The organism is Streptomyces sp. ITFR-6 (assembly GCF_031844725.1).
GTDB lineage: Bacteria > Actinomycetota > Actinomycetes > Streptomycetales > Streptomycetaceae > Streptomyces.
The window spans coordinates 2691206-2710705 of the sequence record NZ_CP134612.1 but is presented as its reverse complement, the minus strand read 5'-3'; the positions used below and the strand labels follow the sequence as shown (position 1 = coordinate 2710705).

General features: G+C 71.9%; 19 protein-coding genes. 12 read left to right on the top strand and 7 right to left on the bottom strand.

Annotated elements, in window-relative coordinates:
• Nucleotides 1-88 precede the first annotated feature (88 nt).
• Both RLT59_RS12005 and RLT59_RS12000 read left to right on the top strand, forming a co-directional pair.
• Nucleotides 89-958, top strand: a complete 870-nt coding sequence (locus tag RLT59_RS12005; RefSeq protein WP_311303392.1) for a PHP domain-containing protein — start codon at nt 89-91, stop codon at nt 956-958.
• Between the two features lie 176 nt (nt 959-1134).
• The gene (locus tag RLT59_RS12000; RefSeq protein WP_311303391.1) at nt 1135-1740 is read left to right on the top strand and encodes a MarC family protein; all 606 of its coding nucleotides are present in this window, start codon (nt 1135-1137) and stop codon (nt 1738-1740) included.
• Between the two features lie 74 nt (nt 1741-1814).
• On the opposite strand, the gene RLT59_RS11995 is transcribed toward RLT59_RS12000, so the two are convergent.
• Nucleotides 1815-1967 carry a DUF8834 family protein gene (locus RLT59_RS11995; RefSeq protein WP_199884445.1) on the bottom strand — a complete coding sequence of 51 codons (153 nt, stop codon included), beginning with the start codon at nt 1965-1967 and terminating at the stop codon, nt 1815-1817.
• 222 nt (nt 1968-2189) lie between these two features.
• On the opposite strand from RLT59_RS11995, the gene RLT59_RS11990 reads away from it, so the two are divergent.
• The gene (locus RLT59_RS11990) at nt 2190-3077 is read left to right on the top strand and encodes an NYN domain-containing protein (protein ID WP_073736584.1); all 888 of its coding nucleotides are present in this window, start codon (nt 2190-2192) and stop codon (nt 3075-3077) included.
• A 56-nt stretch (nt 3078-3133) separates the two neighbouring features.
• On the opposite strand, the gene RLT59_RS11985 is transcribed toward RLT59_RS11990, so the two are convergent.
• Entirely contained in the window at nt 3134-3976 is an 843-nt protein-coding gene (locus RLT59_RS11985) for an alpha/beta fold hydrolase (RefSeq protein WP_311303390.1), read from the bottom strand.
• Nucleotides 3977-4078: 102 nt separating this feature from the next.
• The gene (locus RLT59_RS11980) at nt 4079-6013 is read right to left on the bottom strand and encodes a DEAD/DEAH box helicase (protein ID WP_311303389.1); all 1935 of its coding nucleotides are present in this window, start codon (nt 6011-6013) and stop codon (nt 4079-4081) included.
• Between the two features lie 451 nt (nt 6014-6464).
• Between RLT59_RS11980 and RLT59_RS11975 the strand changes: the two genes are divergently transcribed.
• Complete coding sequence (locus RLT59_RS11975) at nt 6465-7199, top strand: ferritin-like fold-containing protein (protein WP_311303388.1); 735 nt, start codon at nt 6465-6467, stop codon at nt 7197-7199.
• 40 nt (nt 7200-7239) lie between these two features.
• Here the strand turns inward: RLT59_RS11975 and RLT59_RS11970 are convergent, their stop codons facing one another.
• The 4 genes from RLT59_RS11970 to RLT59_RS11955 all read right to left on the bottom strand — a co-directional run bounded on the left by RLT59_RS11970 (nt 7240) and on the right by RLT59_RS11955 (nt 9184).
• Nucleotides 7240-7509 (bottom strand): hypothetical protein, encoded by a 270-nt coding sequence (locus tag RLT59_RS11970; protein WP_311303387.1) that lies wholly within the window; start codon nt 7507-7509, stop codon nt 7240-7242.
• A 246-nt stretch (nt 7510-7755) separates the two neighbouring features.
• The gene (locus tag RLT59_RS11965) at nt 7756-7983 is read right to left on the bottom strand and encodes a DUF3107 domain-containing protein (RefSeq protein ID WP_024490505.1); all 228 of its coding nucleotides are present in this window, start codon (nt 7981-7983) and stop codon (nt 7756-7758) included.
• 144 nt (nt 7984-8127) lie between these two features.
• Nucleotides 8128-8769, bottom strand: a complete 642-nt coding sequence (locus RLT59_RS11960) for a TetR/AcrR family transcriptional regulator (protein ID WP_018105511.1) — start codon at nt 8767-8769, stop codon at nt 8128-8130.
• 190 nt (nt 8770-8959) lie between these two features.
• Entirely contained in the window at nt 8960-9184 is a 225-nt protein-coding gene (locus tag RLT59_RS11955; protein WP_311303386.1) for an Rv3202a family protein, read from the bottom strand.
• A gap of 109 nt (nt 9185-9293) precedes the next feature.
• Here RLT59_RS11955 and RLT59_RS11950 point away from each other — a divergent pair, with 109 nt between their 5' ends.
• From RLT59_RS11950 to RLT59_RS11915, 8 genes are all read left to right on the top strand, one after another.
• Nucleotides 9294-10262 (top strand): alpha/beta fold hydrolase, encoded by a 969-nt coding sequence (locus tag RLT59_RS11950; RefSeq protein ID WP_311303385.1) that lies wholly within the window; start codon nt 9294-9296, stop codon nt 10260-10262.
• 8 nt (nt 10263-10270) lie between these two features.
• Entirely contained in the window at nt 10271-11620 is a 1350-nt protein-coding gene (locus tag RLT59_RS11945; RefSeq protein WP_311303384.1) for a DUF3152 domain-containing protein, read from the top strand.
• 158 nt (nt 11621-11778) lie between these two features.
• On the top strand, nt 11779-11874 hold the full coding sequence (locus tag RLT59_RS11940) for an Ms4533A family Cys-rich leader peptide (protein WP_311303383.1): 96 nt from the start codon (nt 11779-11781) through the stop codon (nt 11872-11874).
• Nucleotides 11875-12094: 220 nt separating this feature from the next.
• Nucleotides 12095-13822, top strand: a complete 1728-nt coding sequence (locus tag RLT59_RS11935) for an ABC transporter substrate-binding protein (RefSeq protein WP_311303382.1) — start codon at nt 12095-12097, stop codon at nt 13820-13822.
• A gap of 2 nt (nt 13823-13824) precedes the next feature.
• Nucleotides 13825-14808 carry an ABC transporter permease gene (locus RLT59_RS11930; RefSeq protein WP_311303381.1) on the top strand — a complete coding sequence of 328 codons (984 nt, stop codon included), beginning with the start codon at nt 13825-13827 and terminating at the stop codon, nt 14806-14808.
• Nucleotides 14805-15794, top strand: a complete 990-nt coding sequence (locus RLT59_RS11925) for an ABC transporter permease (RefSeq protein ID WP_311303380.1) — start codon at nt 14805-14807, stop codon at nt 15792-15794. The genes RLT59_RS11930 and RLT59_RS11925 overlap by 4 nt, the downstream gene beginning before the upstream one ends.
• A complete protein-coding gene (locus RLT59_RS11920) occupies nt 15791-17392 on the top strand; it encodes a dipeptide ABC transporter ATP-binding protein (RefSeq protein ID WP_311303379.1) in 1602 nt (533 codons plus the stop codon). The genes RLT59_RS11925 and RLT59_RS11920 overlap by 4 nt, the downstream gene beginning before the upstream one ends.
• A 190-nt stretch (nt 17393-17582) precedes the next feature.
• On the top strand, nt 17583-19454 hold the full coding sequence (locus RLT59_RS11915; RefSeq protein ID WP_311307694.1) for a glycosyltransferase: 1872 nt from the start codon (nt 17583-17585) through the stop codon (nt 19452-19454).
• Nucleotides 19455-19500 lie beyond the last annotated feature (46 nt).

Sequence of the window (19500 nt, the reverse complement as noted above, 5' to 3'; positions counted from 1 at the left end):
GGCGCCTCCCGGCCGGGTCCGGAATCCACGCCTCGGCCGGTTATCCTTGGGCGTCCCCCATCCGGCCGCGAGCACTGGAGTCCGCGTCGTGCGTATTGACCTGCACACCCACTCCACCGCGTCGGACGGTACCGACACCCCCGCCGAACTGGTGCGGAACGCCGCTGCCGCAGGTCTGGACGTCGTCGCGCTCACCGACCACGACACGGTCCGCGGGCACGCGGAGGCGATAGCGGCGCTGCCCGAGGGGCTCACCCTGGTCACCGGCGCCGAGCTGTCCTGCCGGCTCGACGGCGTGGGCGGGCTGCACATGCTGGCGTACCTCTTCGACCCCGACGAGCCCGAGCTGGCGCGCGAGCGTGAGCTGGTGCGCGACGACCGGGTGCCGCGCGCCAGGACCATGGTGCGCAAGCTCCAAGAGCTGGGCGTGCCGGTCGAGTGGGAGCGGGTCGCGCGAATCGCCGGTGACGGATCGGTCGGGCGGCCGCACATCGCCACCGCGATGGTCGAGCTCGGCGTCGTACCGAGCGTCTCCGACGCCTTCACCCCGCAGTGGCTGGCCGACGGCGGGCGCGCGCACGCCGAGAAACACGAGCTCGACCCCTTCGACGCGGTCCGGCTGGTCAAGGCCGCCGGCGGCGTCACCGTCCTCGCTCACCCGGGCGCCGTCAAACGCGGCCACGTGGTCCCCGAATCCGGCATCGCGGAGCTGGCCGCGGCCGGGCTCGGCGGTGTCGAGGCCGACCACATGGACCACGACGAGGCGACCAGGGCCAGGCTGCGCGGGCTCGCCCGCGAGCTGGGGCTGCTGGTCACCGGATCGAGCGACTACCACGGCAGCCGCAAGACCGTACGGCTCGGGGAGAACGTCACCGACCCCGAGATCTACGGCGAGATCACCCGGCGCGCCACCGGGGCCTTCCCGGTGCCGGGAGCCGGCGGACCGCTCGTCCCGTAACGGCCCACGCGCGACTCCCGCACCCCGGCGGCGCCCGCATCGCGACGCCGCCCGTCCCACCCGCGCGCACCGGCCTGCCGCGGTGTCCGCCGGAAACCTCCGCCGGATGCCGGTCCGGCACCTTGTCCGGTGCACCGCCCCCGCCGCATTCCCGCTCTCTCCCCGCAAGGCTCACTGTGTTCGACGTCGCTGTCTTCGGATCCCTTTTTCTCACGCTTTTTGTGATTATGGATCCGCCCGGAATCACCCCGATCTTCCTGGCCCTCACCGCCGGCCGCCCCGCCAAGACGCAGCGCAAGATGGCGCTCCAGGCGGTCTCCGTCGCCTTCGGCGTGATCGCCGTCTTCGGCGTGCTCGGCCAGCAGATCCTGGACTACCTGCACGTCTCCGTACCCGCGCTGATGATCGCGGGCGGACTGCTCCTGCTGCTGATCGCGCTGGACCTGCTGACCGGCAAGACCGACGAGCCGACGCAGACGAAGGACGTCAACGTGGCGCTGGTCCCCCTGGGCATGCCGCTGCTCGCCGGCCCCGGCGCGATCGTCTCGGTGATCCTCGCCGTGCAGCACGCCGACAGCGTCGCGAGCCAGCTCTCGGTCTGGACGGCGATCGTCGCCATGCACGTCGTGCTCTGGCTGACCATGCGCTACTCGCTGCTGATCATCCGGGTCATCAAGGACGGCGGCGTCGTGCTGGTCACCAGGCTCGCCGGGATGATGCTCTCCGCCATCGCCGTGCAGCAGATCATCAACGGCGTCACCCAGGTCATCCAGAACGCCTGACCCGGCCCCGCGCGGCACAGCGCCCCCACACGATCGATCCGTGCGGGGGCGCTCGTCTTTATATCGGCAAGGTGTTACGAAGCCGAGGTGTCGGCCGGGCGGATATAGATGCGCTGGCCCAATGCCGCGGCCTGCTGCACGATCCGGTTGACGGAGGCGGCGTCCACGACGGTGCTGTCCACGGCGGTACCGTCGACATCGTCGAGTCGCATGATCTCGAAGCGCATACGGCTTCCCTTCGTCTGATCCTCCTGCTGGAGAACTACTGGGAGGACGGGTGACCCGTCCGCAAGGATGAGGAGCGCCAGGCTGGCACGTCTCGCGCCCCACGAGGTGTACAACGGCTTGCTCCCTGCAATCATTCCCTACGCTAAGGAAAGTTTTTGGATGTCTAAGTACCAGCAGGTAACCGAGCATGCGCGGACGACGGCATCCGCGACGAGGCCCGTATGAACGAGGCAGAGATCGGCGAGCGCCTGGACCGCACCAACGAGCTGCTCCAGCGCGTGCTCGCCGAGGTGTCGAAGACCCCCTCGACCCACGCGATCTTCGTCGACGCGGGCTATGTGTACGCCGCGGCCGGGCTGCTCGTCACCGGTACGGAGGACCGGCGCTCCTTCGACCTCGACTCGGAGGGGCTGATCGAGGCCTTCATCGACAAGGCCCGCACGATCTTCGCGGACAGCCGCCTGCTGCGCGTCTACTGGTACGACGGGGCCAGGCGCCGGATCCACACCGTCGAACAGCAGTCCATCGCGGAACTCCCCGACGTCAAGGTCAGACTCGGCAACCTCAACGCCAACAACCAGCAGAAGGGCGTCGACTCACTCATCCGCACCGACCTCGAATCCCTCGCCCGCCACCGCGCCATCAGCGACGCCGCACTCGTCGGCGGCGACGAGGACCTGGTCTCCGCCGTCGAGGCCGCACAGGGGTACGGGGCCCGCGTCCACCTGTGGGGCATCGAGGCCGGCGAAGGCCGCAACCAGGCCGAGCCGCTGCTCTGGGAGGTCGACAGCCAGCGCACCTTCGACCTCGACTTCTGCCGCCCCTATGTGACCAGACGGCCCGTCACCACCTACGAGGACGACTCCCCGGCACCCTCGCGCGACGACGTCCGCTTCGTCGGCACCCAGATCGCCGCGACCTGGCTCTCCGCCCGCGGCCGCGACTCCCTGGCCGACCTGCTCCCCGGACACCCGTATCTGCCGGGCTCCGTCGACCAGGACCTGCTGGTCGAGGCCGAACGCCTGCTCCAGCACTCGCTGCGCGGCCACGCCCATCTGCGACGGGCGCTGCGTGACGGCTTCTGGCAGCACCTCCAGTCGCAGTACTGAACGCGGTACCGAACCGCCGCCTGGGCGGCCGTCGCCGTCGCCGAGCCCCGCGCTGCCTACAGGCTGTCCCAGAAGGAGGCCAGCGCGGCGGCCGTCGGCCCCGGCCGGTCCGTGTTGGGGGAGTGCTCCGCGCCCTCGATCCGGGTCCGCCGGGCGCCCAGCCGCTCGGCCATCGCGTCGAGCCGGGGCACCGGCCAGACGTCGTCGCGCTCGCCGGAGACCACGTGGACCGGCAGCCCGGTGGCGGCGACCTCGGCCACCCGGTCGGGCTCGGTGGCCAGCTGGCGGCCGGTGGCGATCAGCTGGGCGGGCCGGTGACGCATCCAGCGCCGCCGCAGGTCCCCGCCGCCGTCGGCCTCCGCGGGCGGGTCGAAGGCGCGCATGGCGTCCCAGACCTGGTCCATGCTCATGGTCGCCAGCGCGTCGCCCAGGATCTTCAGCTTGACCCGCTGGGGCTCGGAGACCACGCCGGGCCCGGAGGACATCAGGGTCAGCGACCGGAACGGCGCCGGATCCAGGATGGCCGCGGCGCGTGCGACCAGCCCGCCGAGCGAGTGCCCGAGCAGGTGGACCGCGCCGCCGCCGAGGCCGAGCGCGGCCGTCTGCGCGAGTGCGTCACGTGCCAACTCGTCCTGTGCGTAGGACTCCTGGCTGTCCGTCCCGTCGCTCTCGTACTGCCCGCGCCCGTCGACGGCGACCACGCGGTAGCCGGCTTCCGCGAGTGGTTCCAGCAGCGCGATGAAGTCCTCCTTGCTGCCGCCGAAGCCGGGCAGCAGGAGCGCGGTGCCGCGTGGTGCGGTACGGGGGGACGCGTCCAGGACGGCGAAGTCACCGCGCTCGGTGTGCAGCGCGCTGGCCCGGGTGCGGGGAGGCGGGACGAAGGTGGGTGGCCGGCTCATGGGACGAGGTTAAGCCGTGAACGCCCGAGGGGCCCGGGGGGGGATCCCCCCGGGCCCCTCGGGCACCCCGGCGCCCTCGGGCGCCGGTCTCAGCTGTCGGTCTCAGCTGTCGGTCTTCGCGGCGGCCGCTCGCGGTGCCCGGCGCCTGCGCGGCTTGGCCTCGCCCTCGGCGGCCGGGGCGTCCGCCACGGCCGCCGTCTTCGGCTTCGCGGCCGCACGGGTGCGACGACGCGGCCTGCTGTCGTTCTCGGGCTCGGCGATGGGCGCGATCTGGAAGTCGACCTCGTCCTCGGCCGGCTTGATCACCCGGGCGCGGCGGCGCGGCTTGGTCACCGTCTTCGCCTCCGCGACGGGCTCGGCCACGGGGGCGGTCTGGAAGTCGACCTCCTCCGTCACCGGCTTCACGACCCGGGCGCGGCTGCGACGCGGCTTCGTGGCGGTCACGGCCTCGGCCGGCACCTCCACCGTGACCTCGGCCTTGGCCTTGGGCGACCTGGTCCTGGTCTTCACCGCGGGCTCGGGGTCGATGACGACGACCGGGGCGGCCTGCGCCGCCTCCGTCGCGGCCTCGGCCACGACCTCCGGGACACCGACGCGACCGCGCCGACGCCGACGCGGCGTACGCGGCTCCGCGGCGCCTTCGGCGGGCGTCTCGACGGCGGGGGCGTCGACAGCGGCCTCGACGGCCGGTGCGGGCACCGTGGCGGCGTTCTCCTCCGCGGCGGAACCGCCCCGGGTGCGACGGCGCTGACGCGGCGTGCGCGGGGGGCGCTCCTCGCGCACGGCGGGGGCCGGGGCGGCGGACTTGCGGCCGCGGCCGCCCGTCTCGCCGAGGTCCTCGATCTCCTCGGCCCGCAGACCGGCGCGGGTGCGCTCGGTACGCGGCAGGACACCCTTGGTGCCGGCCGGGATGTTCAGCTCCTCGTACAGGTGCGGAGAGGTGGAGTACGTCTCCGGCGGGTCCGGGAACTTCAGGTCCAGGGCCTTGTTGATCAGCTGCCAGCGCGGGATGTCGTCCCAGTCGACCAGCGTGATCGCGATGCCCTTTGCGCCCGCGCGGCCGGTCCGGCCGATCCGGTGCAGGTACGTCTTCTCGTCCTCGGGCGACTGGTAGTTGATGACGTGGGTGACACCCTCGACATCGATACCGCGCGCCGCGACGTCGGTGCAGACGAGCACGTCGACCTTGCCGTTGCGGAAGGCGCGCAGCGCCTGCTCGCGGGCGCCCTGGCCGAGGTCGCCGTGGACGGCGCCGGAGGCGAAACCGCGCTTCTCCAGCTGCTCCGCGATATCGGCGGCGGTGCGCTTGGTGCGGCAGAAGATCATCGCGAGTCCGCGGCCGTTGGCCTGGAGGATGCGCGAGACCATCTCGGGCTTGTCCATGTTGTGCGCGCGGTAGACGTACTGCGCGGTGTTCTTGACCGTCGTGCCCTCGTCGTCGGGCGAGGTGGCGTTGATGTGCGTCGGCTGCGACATGTAGCGGCGCGCGAGGCTGATGACCGCGCCCGGCATGGTCGCGGAGAACAGCATGGTCTGCCGCTTGGCCGGCAGCATCGTGATGATGCGCTCGACGTCGGGCAGGAAGCCCAGGTCCAGCATCTCGTCGGCCTCGTCGAGGACGAGGACGCGGATGTGCGAGAGGTCGAGCTTGCGCTGGCCCGCGAGGTCGAGCAGCCGGCCCGGGGTGCCGACGACGACGTCGACGCCCTTCTTGAGGGCCTCCACCTGGGGCTCGTACGCCCGGCCGCCGTAGATCGCGAGAACGCGGACGTTACGGACCTTGCCGGCGGTCAGGAGGTCGTTGGTGACCTGCTGGCACAGCTCGCGGGTGGGGACGACGATCAGCGCCTGCGGGGCGTCGGTCAGCTTCTCGGGCGCGGCCCGGCCTGCCTCGACGTCCGCGAGGACGGTGACGCGCTCCAGCAGCGGCAGCCCGAAACCGAGCGTCTTGCCGGTGCCGGTCTTGGCCTGCCCGATGACATCGGAGCCGGAGAGCGCTACGGGGAGCGTCATCTCCTGGATGGGGAAGGGGGACATGATGCCGACGGACTCAAGTGCCTCGGCCGTCTCGGGAAGAATCCCGAGGTCTCGGAACGTAGTCAGGGTATTGCCTCTTCTGTGAAACGCGGTCCGAGGCGAACGAAGGGGGTCGTACCGTGCCGGGGTTGGTCATCCGGCCGTGGATGGGCCGGGTGGCGCGGGACCACTGCCGTCGCTCGAGCGCTCGTGCCGCTGAGGGGGCCCCTCATCTGCGATCGTACGTTGCGTACGCCTCGCGTGGAGGGCTGTCGGGTCGGAGCCGATCGGGCCACCGACCGGGCATCCTCATTCAATTTCGCGCCACGAGCAGTTGCAAAATGCTCAGTAAGCGCAATACCACTGTACCCCGGATTCGCGCATCTGTGTTGGGCGAATTCATCGGAACGGTGTGACGTCGGTCTGCGGCCGGACCGTTCCGCGTCTCGGCGGGCGGGCTATTCTGCGGTCCATGGAGACGCCTGACAACGCTACCGAAACGCCCGCATCCACCCGAATCGCCGACCAGGACTGGGCCACCGCGTCCGCCGAGCCGCAGTACCGGGCCGCCGTCGTGGACCTGCTCGGAGCACTCGCCTACGGGGAGCTGGCGGCCTTCGAGCGGCTCGCCGAGGACGCGAAACTCGCGCCGACGCTGGGTGACAAGGCGGCGCTGGCGAGGATGGCGTCCGCGGAGTTCCACCACTTCGAGCGGCTGACCGACCGGCTGACGGCGATCGAGGTGGGGCCGACCGGCGCGATGGAGCCGTTCGCGAAGGCACTGGACGACTTCCACCGCCAGACCGCCCCGTCGGACTGGCTGGAAGGCCTGGTCAAGGCCTATGTCGGTGACTCGATCGCCAGTGACTTCTACCGTGAGGTCGCGGCCAGGCTCGACTCCGACACCCGCTCCCTCGTGCTCGCCGTGCTCGACGACACGGGCCACGGCAACTTCGCCGTCGAGAAGGTACGCGCCGCGATCGAGGCGGACCCGAGGCTCGGCGGCCGGCTCGCGCTGTGGGCCCGCCGGCTGATGGGCGAGGCGCTCTCGCAGGCCCAGCGCGTGGTGGCCGACCGCGACGCGCTGTCCACCATGCTGGTGGGCGGGGTGGCCGACGGATTCGATCTGGCCGAGGTCGGCCGGATGTTCTCGCGGATCACCGAGGCGCACACCAAGCGGATGGCCACCCTGGGGCTCGCGGCCTAGGGCCCTCGTCCGGCTCGAAAGCGGCAGCGCCGCCCCCGCGTCAGGCGGCCGCCGACCTGTTGATCCGGCGGCTGCTCGGGCGGATCAGCAGGGAGACCGTCACCGCGGAGATGAGCGCCGCGCCGATCATCGTCGCCGCCGCGTGGCCGGGGCCCAGTACCGAGTGCATCAGATACAGGCCGAACAGGGCTCCCAGCGCTCCGGTACCGAAGACGGTCCGGCGGGACGGGAGGCGGGGCGACAGGGAGCGCAGTGCCGCCCAGGAGAGGGCCAGTCCGAGCACGACGGAGCCCAGAGTTTCCAAGATCACAGACGATCACCTCGCAGGTACGGGGCGGGCAATTCGGTCTACGCGGTACTACCCCCGGGCCGCGGAACACAATCATCGTGCGGACAGGCTTCGCCCAGCTGTCGCACAGGGAAGCACAGGAATTCGACTGTCGTACACGAAGCGGCCGCGCCGCGCGGGGCCGTTCGCCGGGCGCACGACGGAAAGCGGCCCGGCGGGGAATCCCCCGCCGGGCCGCTTCCACGGTCACTGTGTCCGTGCGCGCCGCTAGAGCGCGCCGAACCCCACCCGTCGCGTGCTGGGCTCGCCGATCTCCACGTAGGCGATCCGGTCGGCCGGCACCAGGACCTTGCGGCCCTTCTCGTCCGTGAGGCTGAGCAGCTGCGCCTTGCCGGCGAGAGCCTCGGAAACCGCGCTCTCGACCTCTTCGGCGGAAAGCCCGCTCTCCAGAACGATCTCCCGGGGCGTGTGCTGCACCCCGATCTTGACCTCCACGGCTATGTCCCTCCGACGGTCAGTCCCTGCGCGGTGAACCGCGCCGTACGCAGCACACATTAGCCCGCTGCCGACGGTGACCAGGGGTCCGCGGGCAACGCCCGCAGCGAACACGGGCGCCGGCCGTCCCGCCCGGTGCTGATCTCAGTGCTGATCGATGCCGTGCAGCGGGAAGCCCGCGATGCCCCGCCAGGCCAGCGAGGTGAGGAGCTGTACCGCCGTGTCGCGCGGGATGGCGGACCGGCTGGAGAGCCAGTAGCGGGCGACCACCTGGGACACCCCGCCCAGGCCGACCGCGAGCAGCATGGACTCGTCCTTGGACAGGCCCGTGTCACCGGCGATCACGTCGGAGATCGCCTCGGCGCACTGCAGCGAGACCCGGTCCACCCGCTCGCGCACGGCGGGCTCGTTGGTCAGGTCGGACTCGAAGACCAGCCGGAAGGCGCCGCCCTCGTCCTCGACGTACGCGAAGTAGGCGTCCATCGTCGCGGCTACGCGCAGCTTGTTGTCGGTCGTCGACGCGAGCGCCGTGCGGACCGCCTGGAGCAGCGACTCGCAGTGCTGGTCGAGCAGGGCCAGGTAGAGCTCCAGCTTGCCCGGGAAGTGCTGGTAGAGCACCGGCTTGCTGACCCCGGCCCGCTCCGCGATGTCGTCCATCGCGGCGGAGTGGTAGCCCTGCGCGACGAAGACCTCCTGGGCGGCGCCCAGGAGCTGATTGCGTCGGGCGCGACGCGGCAGGCGAGTGCCCCGCGGACGCGCCGCCTCGGTCTGCTCGATGGCTGTCACGCCGCCTCCCAAATTTGTGTTCCGACACAGCCGTTCCGTACTCGCTGCGCCATACCGCCATCGTACTTTCGGGTAACCGGGGTATGCGCGGCGCGGACGCAGAATTTCACGGACCGGACGCCCGCGGTAGCCGCATTTCCTGGTGACCTCTGCCGTATAGCGGGACGTATCAGCGGTAATCGTCCTCGCCTCAGCGGTAGTCGTCCTCGTCGTGCTCGTCGTGCGAGACGGCGCGGGCCTGTTCCGCCGCGTCCGCCTCGTTCGCACGGTTCCGGTCGACTTCCGTCAGCGGTTCGTCGCTCTCGGGCCGCAGCTCCGCCTGCTGCTCGGCGGCGTCCGCCTCGGGTGTCTCCTGGCCGGGTCCGTCGGGTCGGACGTCCTCGAAGGACTCCGGATCACTGGGGTCGACCGTCATGGTGGCTCCCTTCCTTGCTCCGAGCCTAGGAGCAGGGACCCGATGCCGCTATGCGGTGTGTGACGGCGAACACACGAATCGCGGTGTGATCGTCTCGTAACATTGCCGCATGTCTTCGACCGAGCTGCCGGGAGTCCGTGCCGCCGCCGCAGCGGCGGCGGCCCCCACGGTGAGCACCGTCCGGGTCGCGGAGGGCGAGAGACTCCGCTCCGTCACGCTGGCCGGGCTCACCCTGAACGTCCGATCGCGGCCGCCGGAGCGTACGGGCCTCGCGCCCGCCCTCTACGTGCACGGCCTCGGCGGCTCTTCTCAGAACTGGTCGGCGCTGATGCCGCTGCTCCAGGACGTGGTGGACGGTGAGGCGCTCGACCTGCCGGGTTTCGGGGACTCCCCGCCCCCGGACGACGGCAACTACTCGGTCACCGGTCACGCCCGCGCGGTGATCCGCTTCCTGGACGCGGAGGAGCGCGGACCCGTCCATCTGTTCGGCAACTCCCTCGGCGGCTCTGTGACCACCAGGGTCGCCGCGGTCCGCCCCGACCTGGTGCGCACGCTGACCCTGATCTCGCCCGCGCTCCCCGAGATCCGGGTGCAGCTGTCGGCCGCGCCGACCGCACTGCTCGCGGTTCCGGGACTCGTATCCCTGTTCACCCGGATGACCCGGGACTGGACCGCGGAAGAACGCACCCGCGGAGTCATGGCACTCTGTTACGGCGATCCGGCACGGGTCTCGGAGGAGGGCTTCCGTGCGGCGGTGGCCGAAATGGAGCGACGGCTGGAACTGCCGTACTTCTGGGACGCCATGGCGCGCTCGGCACGTGGCATCGTCGACGCGTACACGCTGGGCGGTCAGCACGGGCTGTGGCGTCAGGCCGAGCGGGTGCTCGCACCGACCCAGCTCGTGTACGGCGGACGGGACCGGCTCGTCTCGTACCGGATGGCACGCAGAGCGTCCGCGGCCTTCCGCGATTCGCGGCTGCTGACACTGCCCGACGCGGGGCACGTGGCGATGATGGAGTACCCGGAGGCGGTCGCCCAGGCGTTCCGGGAACTGCTCGACGAAGACGGCGGGAGCTGATCCGGGGCGTGGGACGACACAGTCGAAAGGGCCCTGGGCCCAAGGCCCCGGAGGCCGGGTCCGCCCCGGCGGAACCGGGTGCCGGGCGCGAGGACACCAGGCCGGCACCCGGCAACGGCCGGCGCAGGCGGCCGGGCGAGGCGCCACCGGCCACCGGCGGCCCCGCCCCGTTCCAAGGCGCACCCCAGGTGCGCGGCGGCCACCCCGAACAGCGTGAACCCGGTGGCGGCTGGGGCACCGGACCCGTCGAACGGCCGGGCCCGCCGCGCGGCGGACCCGGCCGCATCGGTGTCCAGGCCTCGGCGCCCCCGCGTCCGCAGGCTCAGGAGACCGGCACCAAGCCGCTGATACCGGGACCGCGCAAGGAGTTCGTCGAGGCGTTCGACGCCCAGCCGGCCCGGTCCGCTCAGTCGGCAGAGTCCGCCCCGTCCGCCCGGCCGTCTCGCCGCCCGGTGCCGGAGCAGGACGCCCCCGCCGGCCCGTACGCCCCCGCCGGTGACCGGGACGGGCAGCCGCCCGGCGGCGAGGGCGGTACGCCCCAGGAGTCCAGGGGCGGCAGGGGCCGCACCTTCACCGGTATCGCGGCCGCCGCGGTGACCACGGTGCTCGCGGTGGTCGTGGCGGGCCAGGTCGCCCATGACGGCGGCGGCCGCTCGGGTGCCGCGCAGGCCGCGGGCGTCGACCGGGACGGCGCGGACAGCGCCTCCCGTTCGGACGGCAGGAAGACCCCCGCGCCCAAGGTGGCGGTCAAGCCGCTGACGTACGAGCAGAAGATGGCCAAGCCCTATCCGCTGGCGCCGAAGCTCAAGGGTTCCGGGAAATTCGAAGCGGTGCCGGGAGCGGCGAAGGCTCCGGGCAAGGGACACCGGTACGTCTACCGGATCGATGTCGAGAAGGGGCTCGGGCTCGATTCCGCGCTCTTTGCCGAAGCGGTCCAGAAAGCCCTTAATGATGAACGCAGTTGGGCGCACGACGGCGCGATGACCTTCGAACGGATTTCCACCGGCGATCCGGATTTCGTGATCACACTGGCCAGTCCGGGGACCACTGGCGTCTGGTGCGAGAAGTCGGGTCTGGACACGACCGTGGACAACGTCTCCTGCGACTCCGCCGCAACCGAGCGCGTGATGATCAACGCCTATCGCTGGGCCCAGGGCTCGTCCACCTTCGGCCCGGACAAGCTCTACCCCTACCGCCAGATGCTGATCAACCACGAGGTCGGCCACCGGCTGGGTCACAACCATGTGAGCTGCCGCACGCCGGGCACCCCCGCTCCGGTGATGCAGCAGCAGACCAAATCACTCGATATCGACAACATCAAGTGCCGGCCCAACGCCTGGGTGCATCCGAAGGGTTGAGCCCGGCCCGCGGCCGCGTGAGGGGGCGCGGAGCCGGGGCCGGAGAGGCCGGCCGCCGGACCACCGGGGGTGGTCTCCCGGCGACGTCCGTCCGAGTAGTGAGACGACCGTCTCGTGTCGCGTTGACATCGTGTGGGCCGTCGCCCATATTTCTCGGCATGTCACACAGCCCCCGCACCTCCGGACGCGCAGCCATCGAGCTGGCGCTCATCGGTGTGACCGGGCACAGTGTCGCCGACGTCGACTGTTGCTGACGCCTGCCCGAGTGCGCGTCGGCCCCCGCCGTCCGAGCCCTGACGGGCCGGCCGGCCCCTTCACGACTGCCGCACCGGGCGTACTCCGTCCGCAGGCGCGGCAGTTACCAGTGTTCCGGTCCCGGGTACCGACCGGTCGTACGCACATGTCCCTCTCGCCGCCTGCACGGATCCGCTCCCGTATCCCTCACCAGGCAGTTCTCCGAGAGGTCATCTTCCGATGCGTCAACCGTCCGTCATATCGCGCCGCGCAGCAGCGGCCGCCGCAGTCGTCGTCGTGGCAGCAACCGCCGCGGCCTGCGGGCCAGAGGACAGCGGCAAGGGGAGCGACGACAGCTCCGGTGCGGCGGGCGCGCCCAGAAAGGGCGGCACGCTGACCGTCCTCAACAGCGCCCCGCAGGAGGACTTCGACCCCGCCCGCCTCTACACCTCCGGCGGAGGCAACGTCCCCTCCCTCGTCTTCCGCACCCTCACCACCCGCAACCGGGAGGACGGCGCGGAGGGCGCCAAGGTCGTCCCCGACCTGGCGACCGACCTGGGCAAGCCCAGCAAGAACGCCAAGGTGTGGACGTACACCCTCAAGGACGGCCTGAAGTACGAGGACGGCACGGCGATCACCAGCGCCGACATCAAGTACGGCATCGAGCGCTCCTTCGCCGCCGAACTCTCCGGCGGCGCGCCCTATCTGCGCGACTGGCTGATCGGCGGGGCCGACTACCAGGGCCCGTACAAGGACAAGAAGGGCCTCGACTCGATCGAGACGCCCGACGCGAAGACGATCGTCTTCCACCTCAACAAGCCCGAGGGCGAGTTCCCCTACCTCGCCACCCAGACGCAGACCACCCCCGTACCGAAGGCCAAGGACACCGGCACCAAGTACGAGGAGCACCCGCTCTCCTCCGGCCCGTACAAGGTCGTCAGGAACGAGGGCGACGGCGAGCGCCTCGTCCTGGAGCGCAACACCCACTGGTCGGCCGCCACCGACGAGGAGCGCAAGGCCTACCCGGACCGGATCGACGTCCGCTCCGGCCTCGACTCCGCCGTCATCAACCAGCGGCTGTCCGCCTCCCAGGGCGCCGACTCCGCCGCCGTCACCACCGACACCAACCTCGGCCCGGCCGAACTCGCCAAGGTCTCCGGCGACAAGAAGCTCGCCGCCCGTGTCGGCACCGGCCACTTCGGCTACACGAACTACATCGCCTTCAACCCGAAGGTGAAGCCGTTCGACAACCCGAAGGTGCGCCAGGCCATCTCCTACGCCGTCGACCGCTCCTCCGTGGTCAACGCCGCCGGCGGCTCCTCGCTCGCCGAGCCCGCCACCACCTTCCTGCCCGACCAGAAGTCCTTCGGCTACACGCCGTACGACGCCTTCCCGGCCGGGAAGAACGGCAACGCGGCCAAGGCCAGGGAGCTGCTGAAGGAGGCCGGCTACCCCAAGGGGCTGACCGTCACCCTCACGCACAACAACGAGAAGAACTTCGCCACCAGCCCGGAGATCGCCACCGCGCTCCAGGAGGCGCTGAAGAAGGCCGGCATCACCGTCAAGCTCCGCGGCCTGGAGTCCAACGCCTACTCGGACACCGTCTACAACGTGAAGACGGAGCCCGGCTTCTTCCTCGGCGGCTGGGGTGCCGACTGGCCGTCCGGCGGCCCGTTCTTCGCGCCGATCTTCGACGGACGCCAGATCGTCAAGGCCGGGTACAACTTCAACTCCGCCCAGTTCGACGACGCCTCGGTCAACAAGGAGATCGACGAGATCAACAAGCTGACCGACCTGGGCGCCGCCGCCAAGCGCTGGGGCGCCCTCGACAAGAAGGTCGGTGAGCAGGCGCTGACCGTGCCGCTGTTCCACCCGGTCTACAAGCGCCTGTACGGCAAGTCCGTCAAGAACGTCGTGATCAGCGACTGGACCGGCGTGCTCGACATCTCGCAGGTCGCGGTCAAGTAACCATGGCCGAAGCACTGCTGGTCAAGGAGGCGGGGGCCGTCGAGGCCCCCGCCTCCGGGGCCCATCCGTTCTGGCGCCGGCTGCGCGCCCGGCGTGCCGCCCTCGTGGCGGCCGCCGTCGTCGCCCTGCTGGTCCTCACCGCGCTCGCCGCACCGCTGCTCGCGGGCATCGAGGGCCAGAACCCCACCACGTACCACCCGGACCTCGTCGACTCCGCGACCGGCGGGGTCCCGCTCGGCTCCTTCGGCGGGATCAGCGCCGACCACTGGCTGGGCGTCGAACCGCTCACCGGCCGCGACCTGTTCGCCCGCGTCGTCCACGGCGCCCGGGTCTCCCTCGGCGTCGCGCTCGGCGCCACCCTGCTCCAGGTGATCGCCGGAGTCCTCGTCGGGCTGGCCGCCGGACTCGGCAACCGCTTCGTCGACCAGGCGCTCAGCCGGATCACCGACGTCGTCGTCGCCCTGCCGGTCATGGTGATCGCGCTCGGCGCGCTCGCCGTCGTCCCGCCCGGCTTCCCCCGCCCCGTCCTGATCGCCGTCGTCGTCGGCCTGATCGGCTGGTCCGGCATCTCCAAGATCGTGCGCGCCCAGACGCTCTCCCTGAAGTCCCGCGACCATGTCGCCGCCGCCCGGCTCAGCGGCTGGGGCTCCTGGCAGATCGCCCGGCGCGAACTGCTGCCCTCGCTGGCGGCGCCCGTCATCACGTACGCCGTGCTGCTCTTCCCGTCCAACATCGTCGTCGAGGCGGCCCTGTCCTTCCTCGGGGTCGGCATCAAGCCGCCCACCCCGTCCTGGGGACAGATGCTCAGCGACGCCGACACCTGGTACCAGGCCGCGCCCACCTATCTGCTGATCCCGGCCCTGCTGCTCTTCGTCACCGTGCTCGCGCTCACCGTCCTCGGCGAGGGCGTGCGCACCGCGCTCGACCCGCGCGCCGCCTCCCGGCTGCGGATCGGCACCGGCGCCAAGAAGGAGGCCGGAGCATGAGCCTGTTCCTGCTGCGCCGCATCGGCGGGGCCCTCTTCGTCCTGCTCGCCCTGAGCGTCGTCGTCTACGCCGCCTTCTACGTCGCCCCCGGCAACGTCGCCCAGATCGCCTGCGGCCCGCGCTGCTCGCCCGCCCAGGTCACCCAGGTCAGCGAGCAACTGCACCTCGGCGACCCGGTGTACGTGCAGTACGCGCACTTCCTGCAGAGCCTGGTCGCCGGGCGCGACTACTCCACCGGCACCGGTGTGGTGCACTGCGACGCCCCCTGCCTCGGGCTCTCCTACCAGAGCGGCCAGCAGGTCACCCAGCTGATCATCGCCAAGCTGCCCGCCACCGCCTCGCTCGCCGTCGGCGCCTTCGTGCTGTGGATGCTGCTCGGCGTCGGCACCGGACTGCTCTCGGTGTGGCGGCGCGGCCGGGCCACCGAGCGCATCCTCACCGGCATCACCCTCGCCGGCATGGCCACGCCCGTCTTCGTGATCGGCCTGCTGCTCATCATCATCTGCGTCACGGCGCTCCAGATCCTGCCGTTCCCGGACTACGTCCCGCTCACCGAGAACCCGGAGCAGTGGGCCTGGAACCTGGTGCTGCCCTGGATCTCGCTGGCGCTCGTCTCCGCCGCCCCGTACGCCCGCATGACCCGCGCCTCCATGCTCGAGACGCTGGCCGAGGACCATGTGCGCACCTTCAGGGCGTACGGGGTCAGCGAGCGGGCGATCGTCGGACGGCACGCCCTGCGCGGGGCGCTCGCGCCGGTGATCGCGCTCGGCGCACTCGACATCGGCTCGATGTTCGGCGGCGCCGTGCTCACCGAGTCCCTCTTCGGGATCCCCGGCGTCGGCCGCGAACTCGTCGAGGCCGTCAAGCAGGTGGACCTCCCGGTCGTCGTCGGTCTGGTGCTCGTCACCGGCTTCTTCGTCGTCCTTGCCAATGCCGTCGCGGACATCCTCCAGGCGATGGCCGACCGACGGGTGGTGCTGTCATGAGTCTCGTCGAGGTCACCGATCTCTCGATCTCCTTCGGAGACGTGCACGCGGTGCGCGGACTGTCGTTCTCGCTGGAGGCCGGTGGCGCGCTCGGCGTCGTCGGTGAGTCCGGCTCCGGCAAGAGCGCCTCCGCGTACGCCCTGCTCGGGCTGCACCGGGGGACCGGCGCGAAGGTCGGCGGCTCGGTCCGGGTCGCGGGCGTGGATGTCCGGACCGCCGGGGACGCGGAACTGCGCGGACTGCGCGGGGCGAAGGCCGCGATGGTCTTCCAGGATCCGCTCTCCTCGCTGGACCCGTACTACGCGGTGGGCGACCAGATCGCCCAGGTGTACCGGGTCCACAACCGGGTCTCCCGGCGGGCGGCCCGGACCAGGGCCGTCGAGGTGCTGGACCGGGTCGGCATTCCCGACGCGGTACGCCGCTCCCGCTCCCGGCCGCACGAGTTCTCCGGCGGGATGCGGCAGCGCGCGCTCATCGCGATGGCGCTGGCCTGCGAGCCGGAGCTGCTGATCGCGGACGAGCCGACGACCGCGCTCGACGTCACCGTCCAGGCCCAGATCCTCGACCTGCTGCACGGCCTGCGCCGCGAGACGGGCATGGGGCTGCTGCTGGTCACCCATGACGTGGGCGTGGCGGCGGAGTCGGTGGACGAGGTGCTGGTCATGCGGTCCGGCCTCGCGGTGGAACGGGGGCCGGTGGCCGAGGTCCTGCGCGCGCCGCGCGAGCCCTACACCAAGGCGCTGCTCTCCGCGGTTCCGCGCATCGCCCCGGAGCCGGGGGATGCGGGTGGTGCGGGTGGTGTGGTCGGGCGTTCTGTCCCGGACACGGCCGAGGTGCTCGTCGAGGCCGACGGCCTGCGGCAGGTGTTCGGGCGGGGGAAGTCCGCCCTGGCCGCCGTCGACGGGGTCTCCCTCACCGTCCGCCACGGCGAGACGCTCGGCATCGTCGGGGAGAGCGGCAGCGGCAAGACCACCCTCGGGCGGATGCTCGTCGGCCTCCTGGAGCCCACCTCCGGACGGCTCGACCGGGTGGACCGGGTGCAGATGGTCTTCCAGGACCCGGTCTCCTCGCTCAACCCGCGCCGCTCCGTGGGCGAGTCCGTCGCGGACCCGCTGCGGGCGCGCGGGCAGCGCGACGAGAGCGCGATCAGGGCGCGCGTAAGGGACCTGCTGGAGCGCGTCGGACTCGATCCGGAGCAGTACGACCGCTATCCGCACGAGTTCAGCGGCGGGCAGCGCCAACGCGTCGGCATCGCGCGGGCGCTGGCCGCGGAACCGAGGCTGATCGTCTGCGACGAGGCGGTCTCCGCCCTCGACGTGACAACCCAGGCCCAGGTGACCGCGCTGCTGGCCGAGCTCCAGCGGGAACTGGGGCTCGCGCTGGTCTTCATCGCGCACGATCTCGCGGTCGTCCGGCAGGTCAGCGACCGGGTGGCCGTCATGCGCCACGGCCGGATCGTCGAGGAGGGCCCGGTGGAACAGGTCTACGGAACGCCCCGTGACCCGTACACCAGACAGCTCCTGGCGGCCGTTCCGGCGCTCGATCCGGCCCTCGCGGCGGTCCGCCGCGCGGCGCGGGCGGAGGCCCTCGCCGCCTGACCGTACGTAGTCGACCGCCTCTATAGCGCGACGGAACGCTACAGGGGTGGGAAAGTTACGCCGGTTCACCCCTTTCGGTGGTGCGACGGACAACCGTCCGTCGCACCACCGGCGTATCCGCTTACGGTCGTCCCGCTGCGAGTCGCCGATCCAACGGTGGCCGCCCACAAGGGAGATCGGGGGTGTGCTCGTGCGGATCGGATTCCTCACCGACGGTGGTTATCCGTATGCGACCGGTGAGTCCAGACTCTGGTGCGACCGTCTGGTGCGGGGACTCTCGCAACACGAGTTCGATCTCTTCGCGCTGAGCCGCGACGCCGAACAGGAGGCGCGCGGCTGGGTCCAGCTCCCCCTCCAGGTGAGCCGGGTGCGGACGGCGCCGCTGTGGACCGCCGACGAGGACGCCCTGGGCCTGCACGCCCCCAGGGGGCTGCTCGCCCGACTGCTGACCGGCGGGGGCGCGCACTCCTACGGACGGCGTGAACGACGCCGCTTCACCACCCACTTCACGGCGCTCGCGACCGCGGTCTGCGCCGCGGGCGCGTCCCTGACCGAGCGGGGCGACGGCCCCGAGGACGGGCTGCCCGCCGAGGACGCCCGGTCCGCCGAGGACGCGCGGCTGCTGACCGGCGGGGGCGCGCGGTCCGCCGACGACGTGCGTCTCACCGATGACGCGCGGTTCACGGACGGCCTCTACGGTCTGGCCGAACTCGCCTGCGAACACGGCGGACTTCCCGTGGCGCTCCGCTCCGAGACCGCGGTGCGGATCCTGGAGACGGCCTGCCGCGCGCCCGGCACCGGCCGCACCGTCCAGGCCGCTACCGTCCCCGACCTCCTCGCCTTCGCCGCGGAACTCGACCGGGTGCTCCGCCCGCTCTCCCTCGACTGGTACGACGAGGAGGGCCTCGGTGCCGTGGACCTCTGCCACGCCACCTCCGGAGGCGCCGCCGCCCTGCCGGGCCTGCTGGCCAAACGCTTCTTCGGCGTGCCGCTGCTGGTCACGGAGCACTCCGTGCGCCTGCGGTCGCACTACCTCGCGGCGACGGGCACCCCGCTCAGTGCGCCGGTGCGCGCCCTCCTCGCGAACCTCCACGGCCGGCTCGCCGCCGAGGTGTACCGCCAGGCCGCGCTGATCACCCCGGGCAACACCCACGCCCGCCGCTGGCAGGAGCGCTGCGGCGCGGACCCCGCCAAGGTGCGCACGGTCTACCCCGGCATGGAGTCCGGCCGGTTCGCGGCGCTGGGCGAGACCGAGGGCGACGGCGGCCCGGACACCCTGGTGTGGGTCGGCCGGATCGAGCCCGCCAAGGACCTGGTCGCCCTGCTGCACGCCTTCGCGGAGGTGCGCAGGGCCGAGCCCGATGCCCGGCTGCGTGTCATCGGCGCGGCGGCTCAGGGGCCGGAGGGCGCCGGCTACCTCGCGCAGTGCCGGGCGCTCGCCGCCCAGCTCTTCCCGGACGAGGCCGCCGACGCGCACGCCGTGGGCGACAACCCGGTCTCCTTCGAGGAGATCGGCGGGGCCGAGGTCCCCGACCTCGCCCAGGCGTACGCGGCCGGCGGGATCGTGGTCCTCTCCAGCGTGGTCGAGGGCTTCCCGATCAGCCTGGTCGAGGCGATGTTCTGCGGCCGGGCCACGGTCTCCACGGACGTCGGCGCGGTCGTCGAGGTCATCGGAGGGACGGGGCTCGTGGTGCCGCCGCGCAATCCCCGGGCGCTCGCGGACGCCTGTCTGGCACTCCTGCGCGACCCCGAGCGCCGTGCGCGCCTCGGCGCGGCCGCCCGCGCCCGCGCGCTCGAACTCTTCACGGTCGAACAGAACCTCGCGGCATTTCGCGGCATTTACCTGGAGCTGATCGCTCGGGCGCCGGTGCGCAGGGACGCGGCGACGGCGAACGAGGACGGCGGGCCGCGCCCCTTCGCCACCCCGCCGGAGGCCCATGTCCTCGGCCTGTGGCCGGAGCTGGACGAAGACCCCGCTCCGGGACCGGCCGAGCGCACACCCAGCTGGGCCGGGAGCGGAGTCTGCGCGGGGGCGCGCGGAGCGGGGGACGGCGATGCGTGACCGGAGAGCGGCCGGACCGGGCCGCCGTACAGAGCGGACCGGGCCG

Excerpts from the sequence above, each read along its gene's own strand:
- RLT59_RS11985 (WP_311303390.1), bottom strand. The coding sequence starts at position 3,976 with ATGAGCCGGCCACCCACCTTCGTCCCGCCTCCCCGCACCCGGGCCAGC.
- RLT59_RS11950 (WP_311303385.1), top strand. The coding sequence starts at position 9,294 with ATGTCTTCGACCGAGCTGCCGGGAGTCCGTGCCGCCGCCGCAGCGGCG.
- RLT59_RS11990 (WP_073736584.1), top strand. The coding sequence starts at position 2,190 with ATGAACGAGGCAGAGATCGGCGAGCGCCTGGACCGCACCAACGAGCTG.
- RLT59_RS11995 (WP_199884445.1), bottom strand. The coding sequence starts at position 1,967 with ATGCGCTTCGAGATCATGCGACTCGACGATGTCGACGGTACCGCCGTG.
- RLT59_RS11980 (WP_311303389.1), bottom strand. The coding sequence starts at position 6,013 with ATGTCCCCCTTCCCCATCCAGGAGATGACGCTCCCCGTAGCGCTCTCC.
- RLT59_RS11925 (WP_311303380.1), top strand. The coding sequence starts at position 14,805 with ATGAGCCTGTTCCTGCTGCGCCGCATCGGCGGGGCCCTCTTCGTCCTG.
- RLT59_RS11955 (WP_311303386.1), bottom strand. The coding sequence starts at position 9,184 with ATGACGGTCGACCCCAGTGATCCGGAGTCCTTCGAGGACGTCCGACCC.
- RLT59_RS11920 (WP_311303379.1), top strand. The coding sequence starts at position 15,791 with ATGAGTCTCGTCGAGGTCACCGATCTCTCGATCTCCTTCGGAGACGTG.
- RLT59_RS11940 (WP_311303383.1), top strand. The coding sequence starts at position 11,779 with ATGTCACACAGCCCCCGCACCTCCGGACGCGCAGCCATCGAGCTGGCG.
- RLT59_RS11975 (WP_311303388.1), top strand. The coding sequence starts at position 6,465 with ATGGAGACGCCTGACAACGCTACCGAAACGCCCGCATCCACCCGAATC.
- RLT59_RS11930 (WP_311303381.1), top strand. The coding sequence starts at position 13,825 with ATGGCCGAAGCACTGCTGGTCAAGGAGGCGGGGGCCGTCGAGGCCCCC.
- RLT59_RS11935 (WP_311303382.1), top strand. The coding sequence starts at position 12,095 with ATGCGTCAACCGTCCGTCATATCGCGCCGCGCAGCAGCGGCCGCCGCA.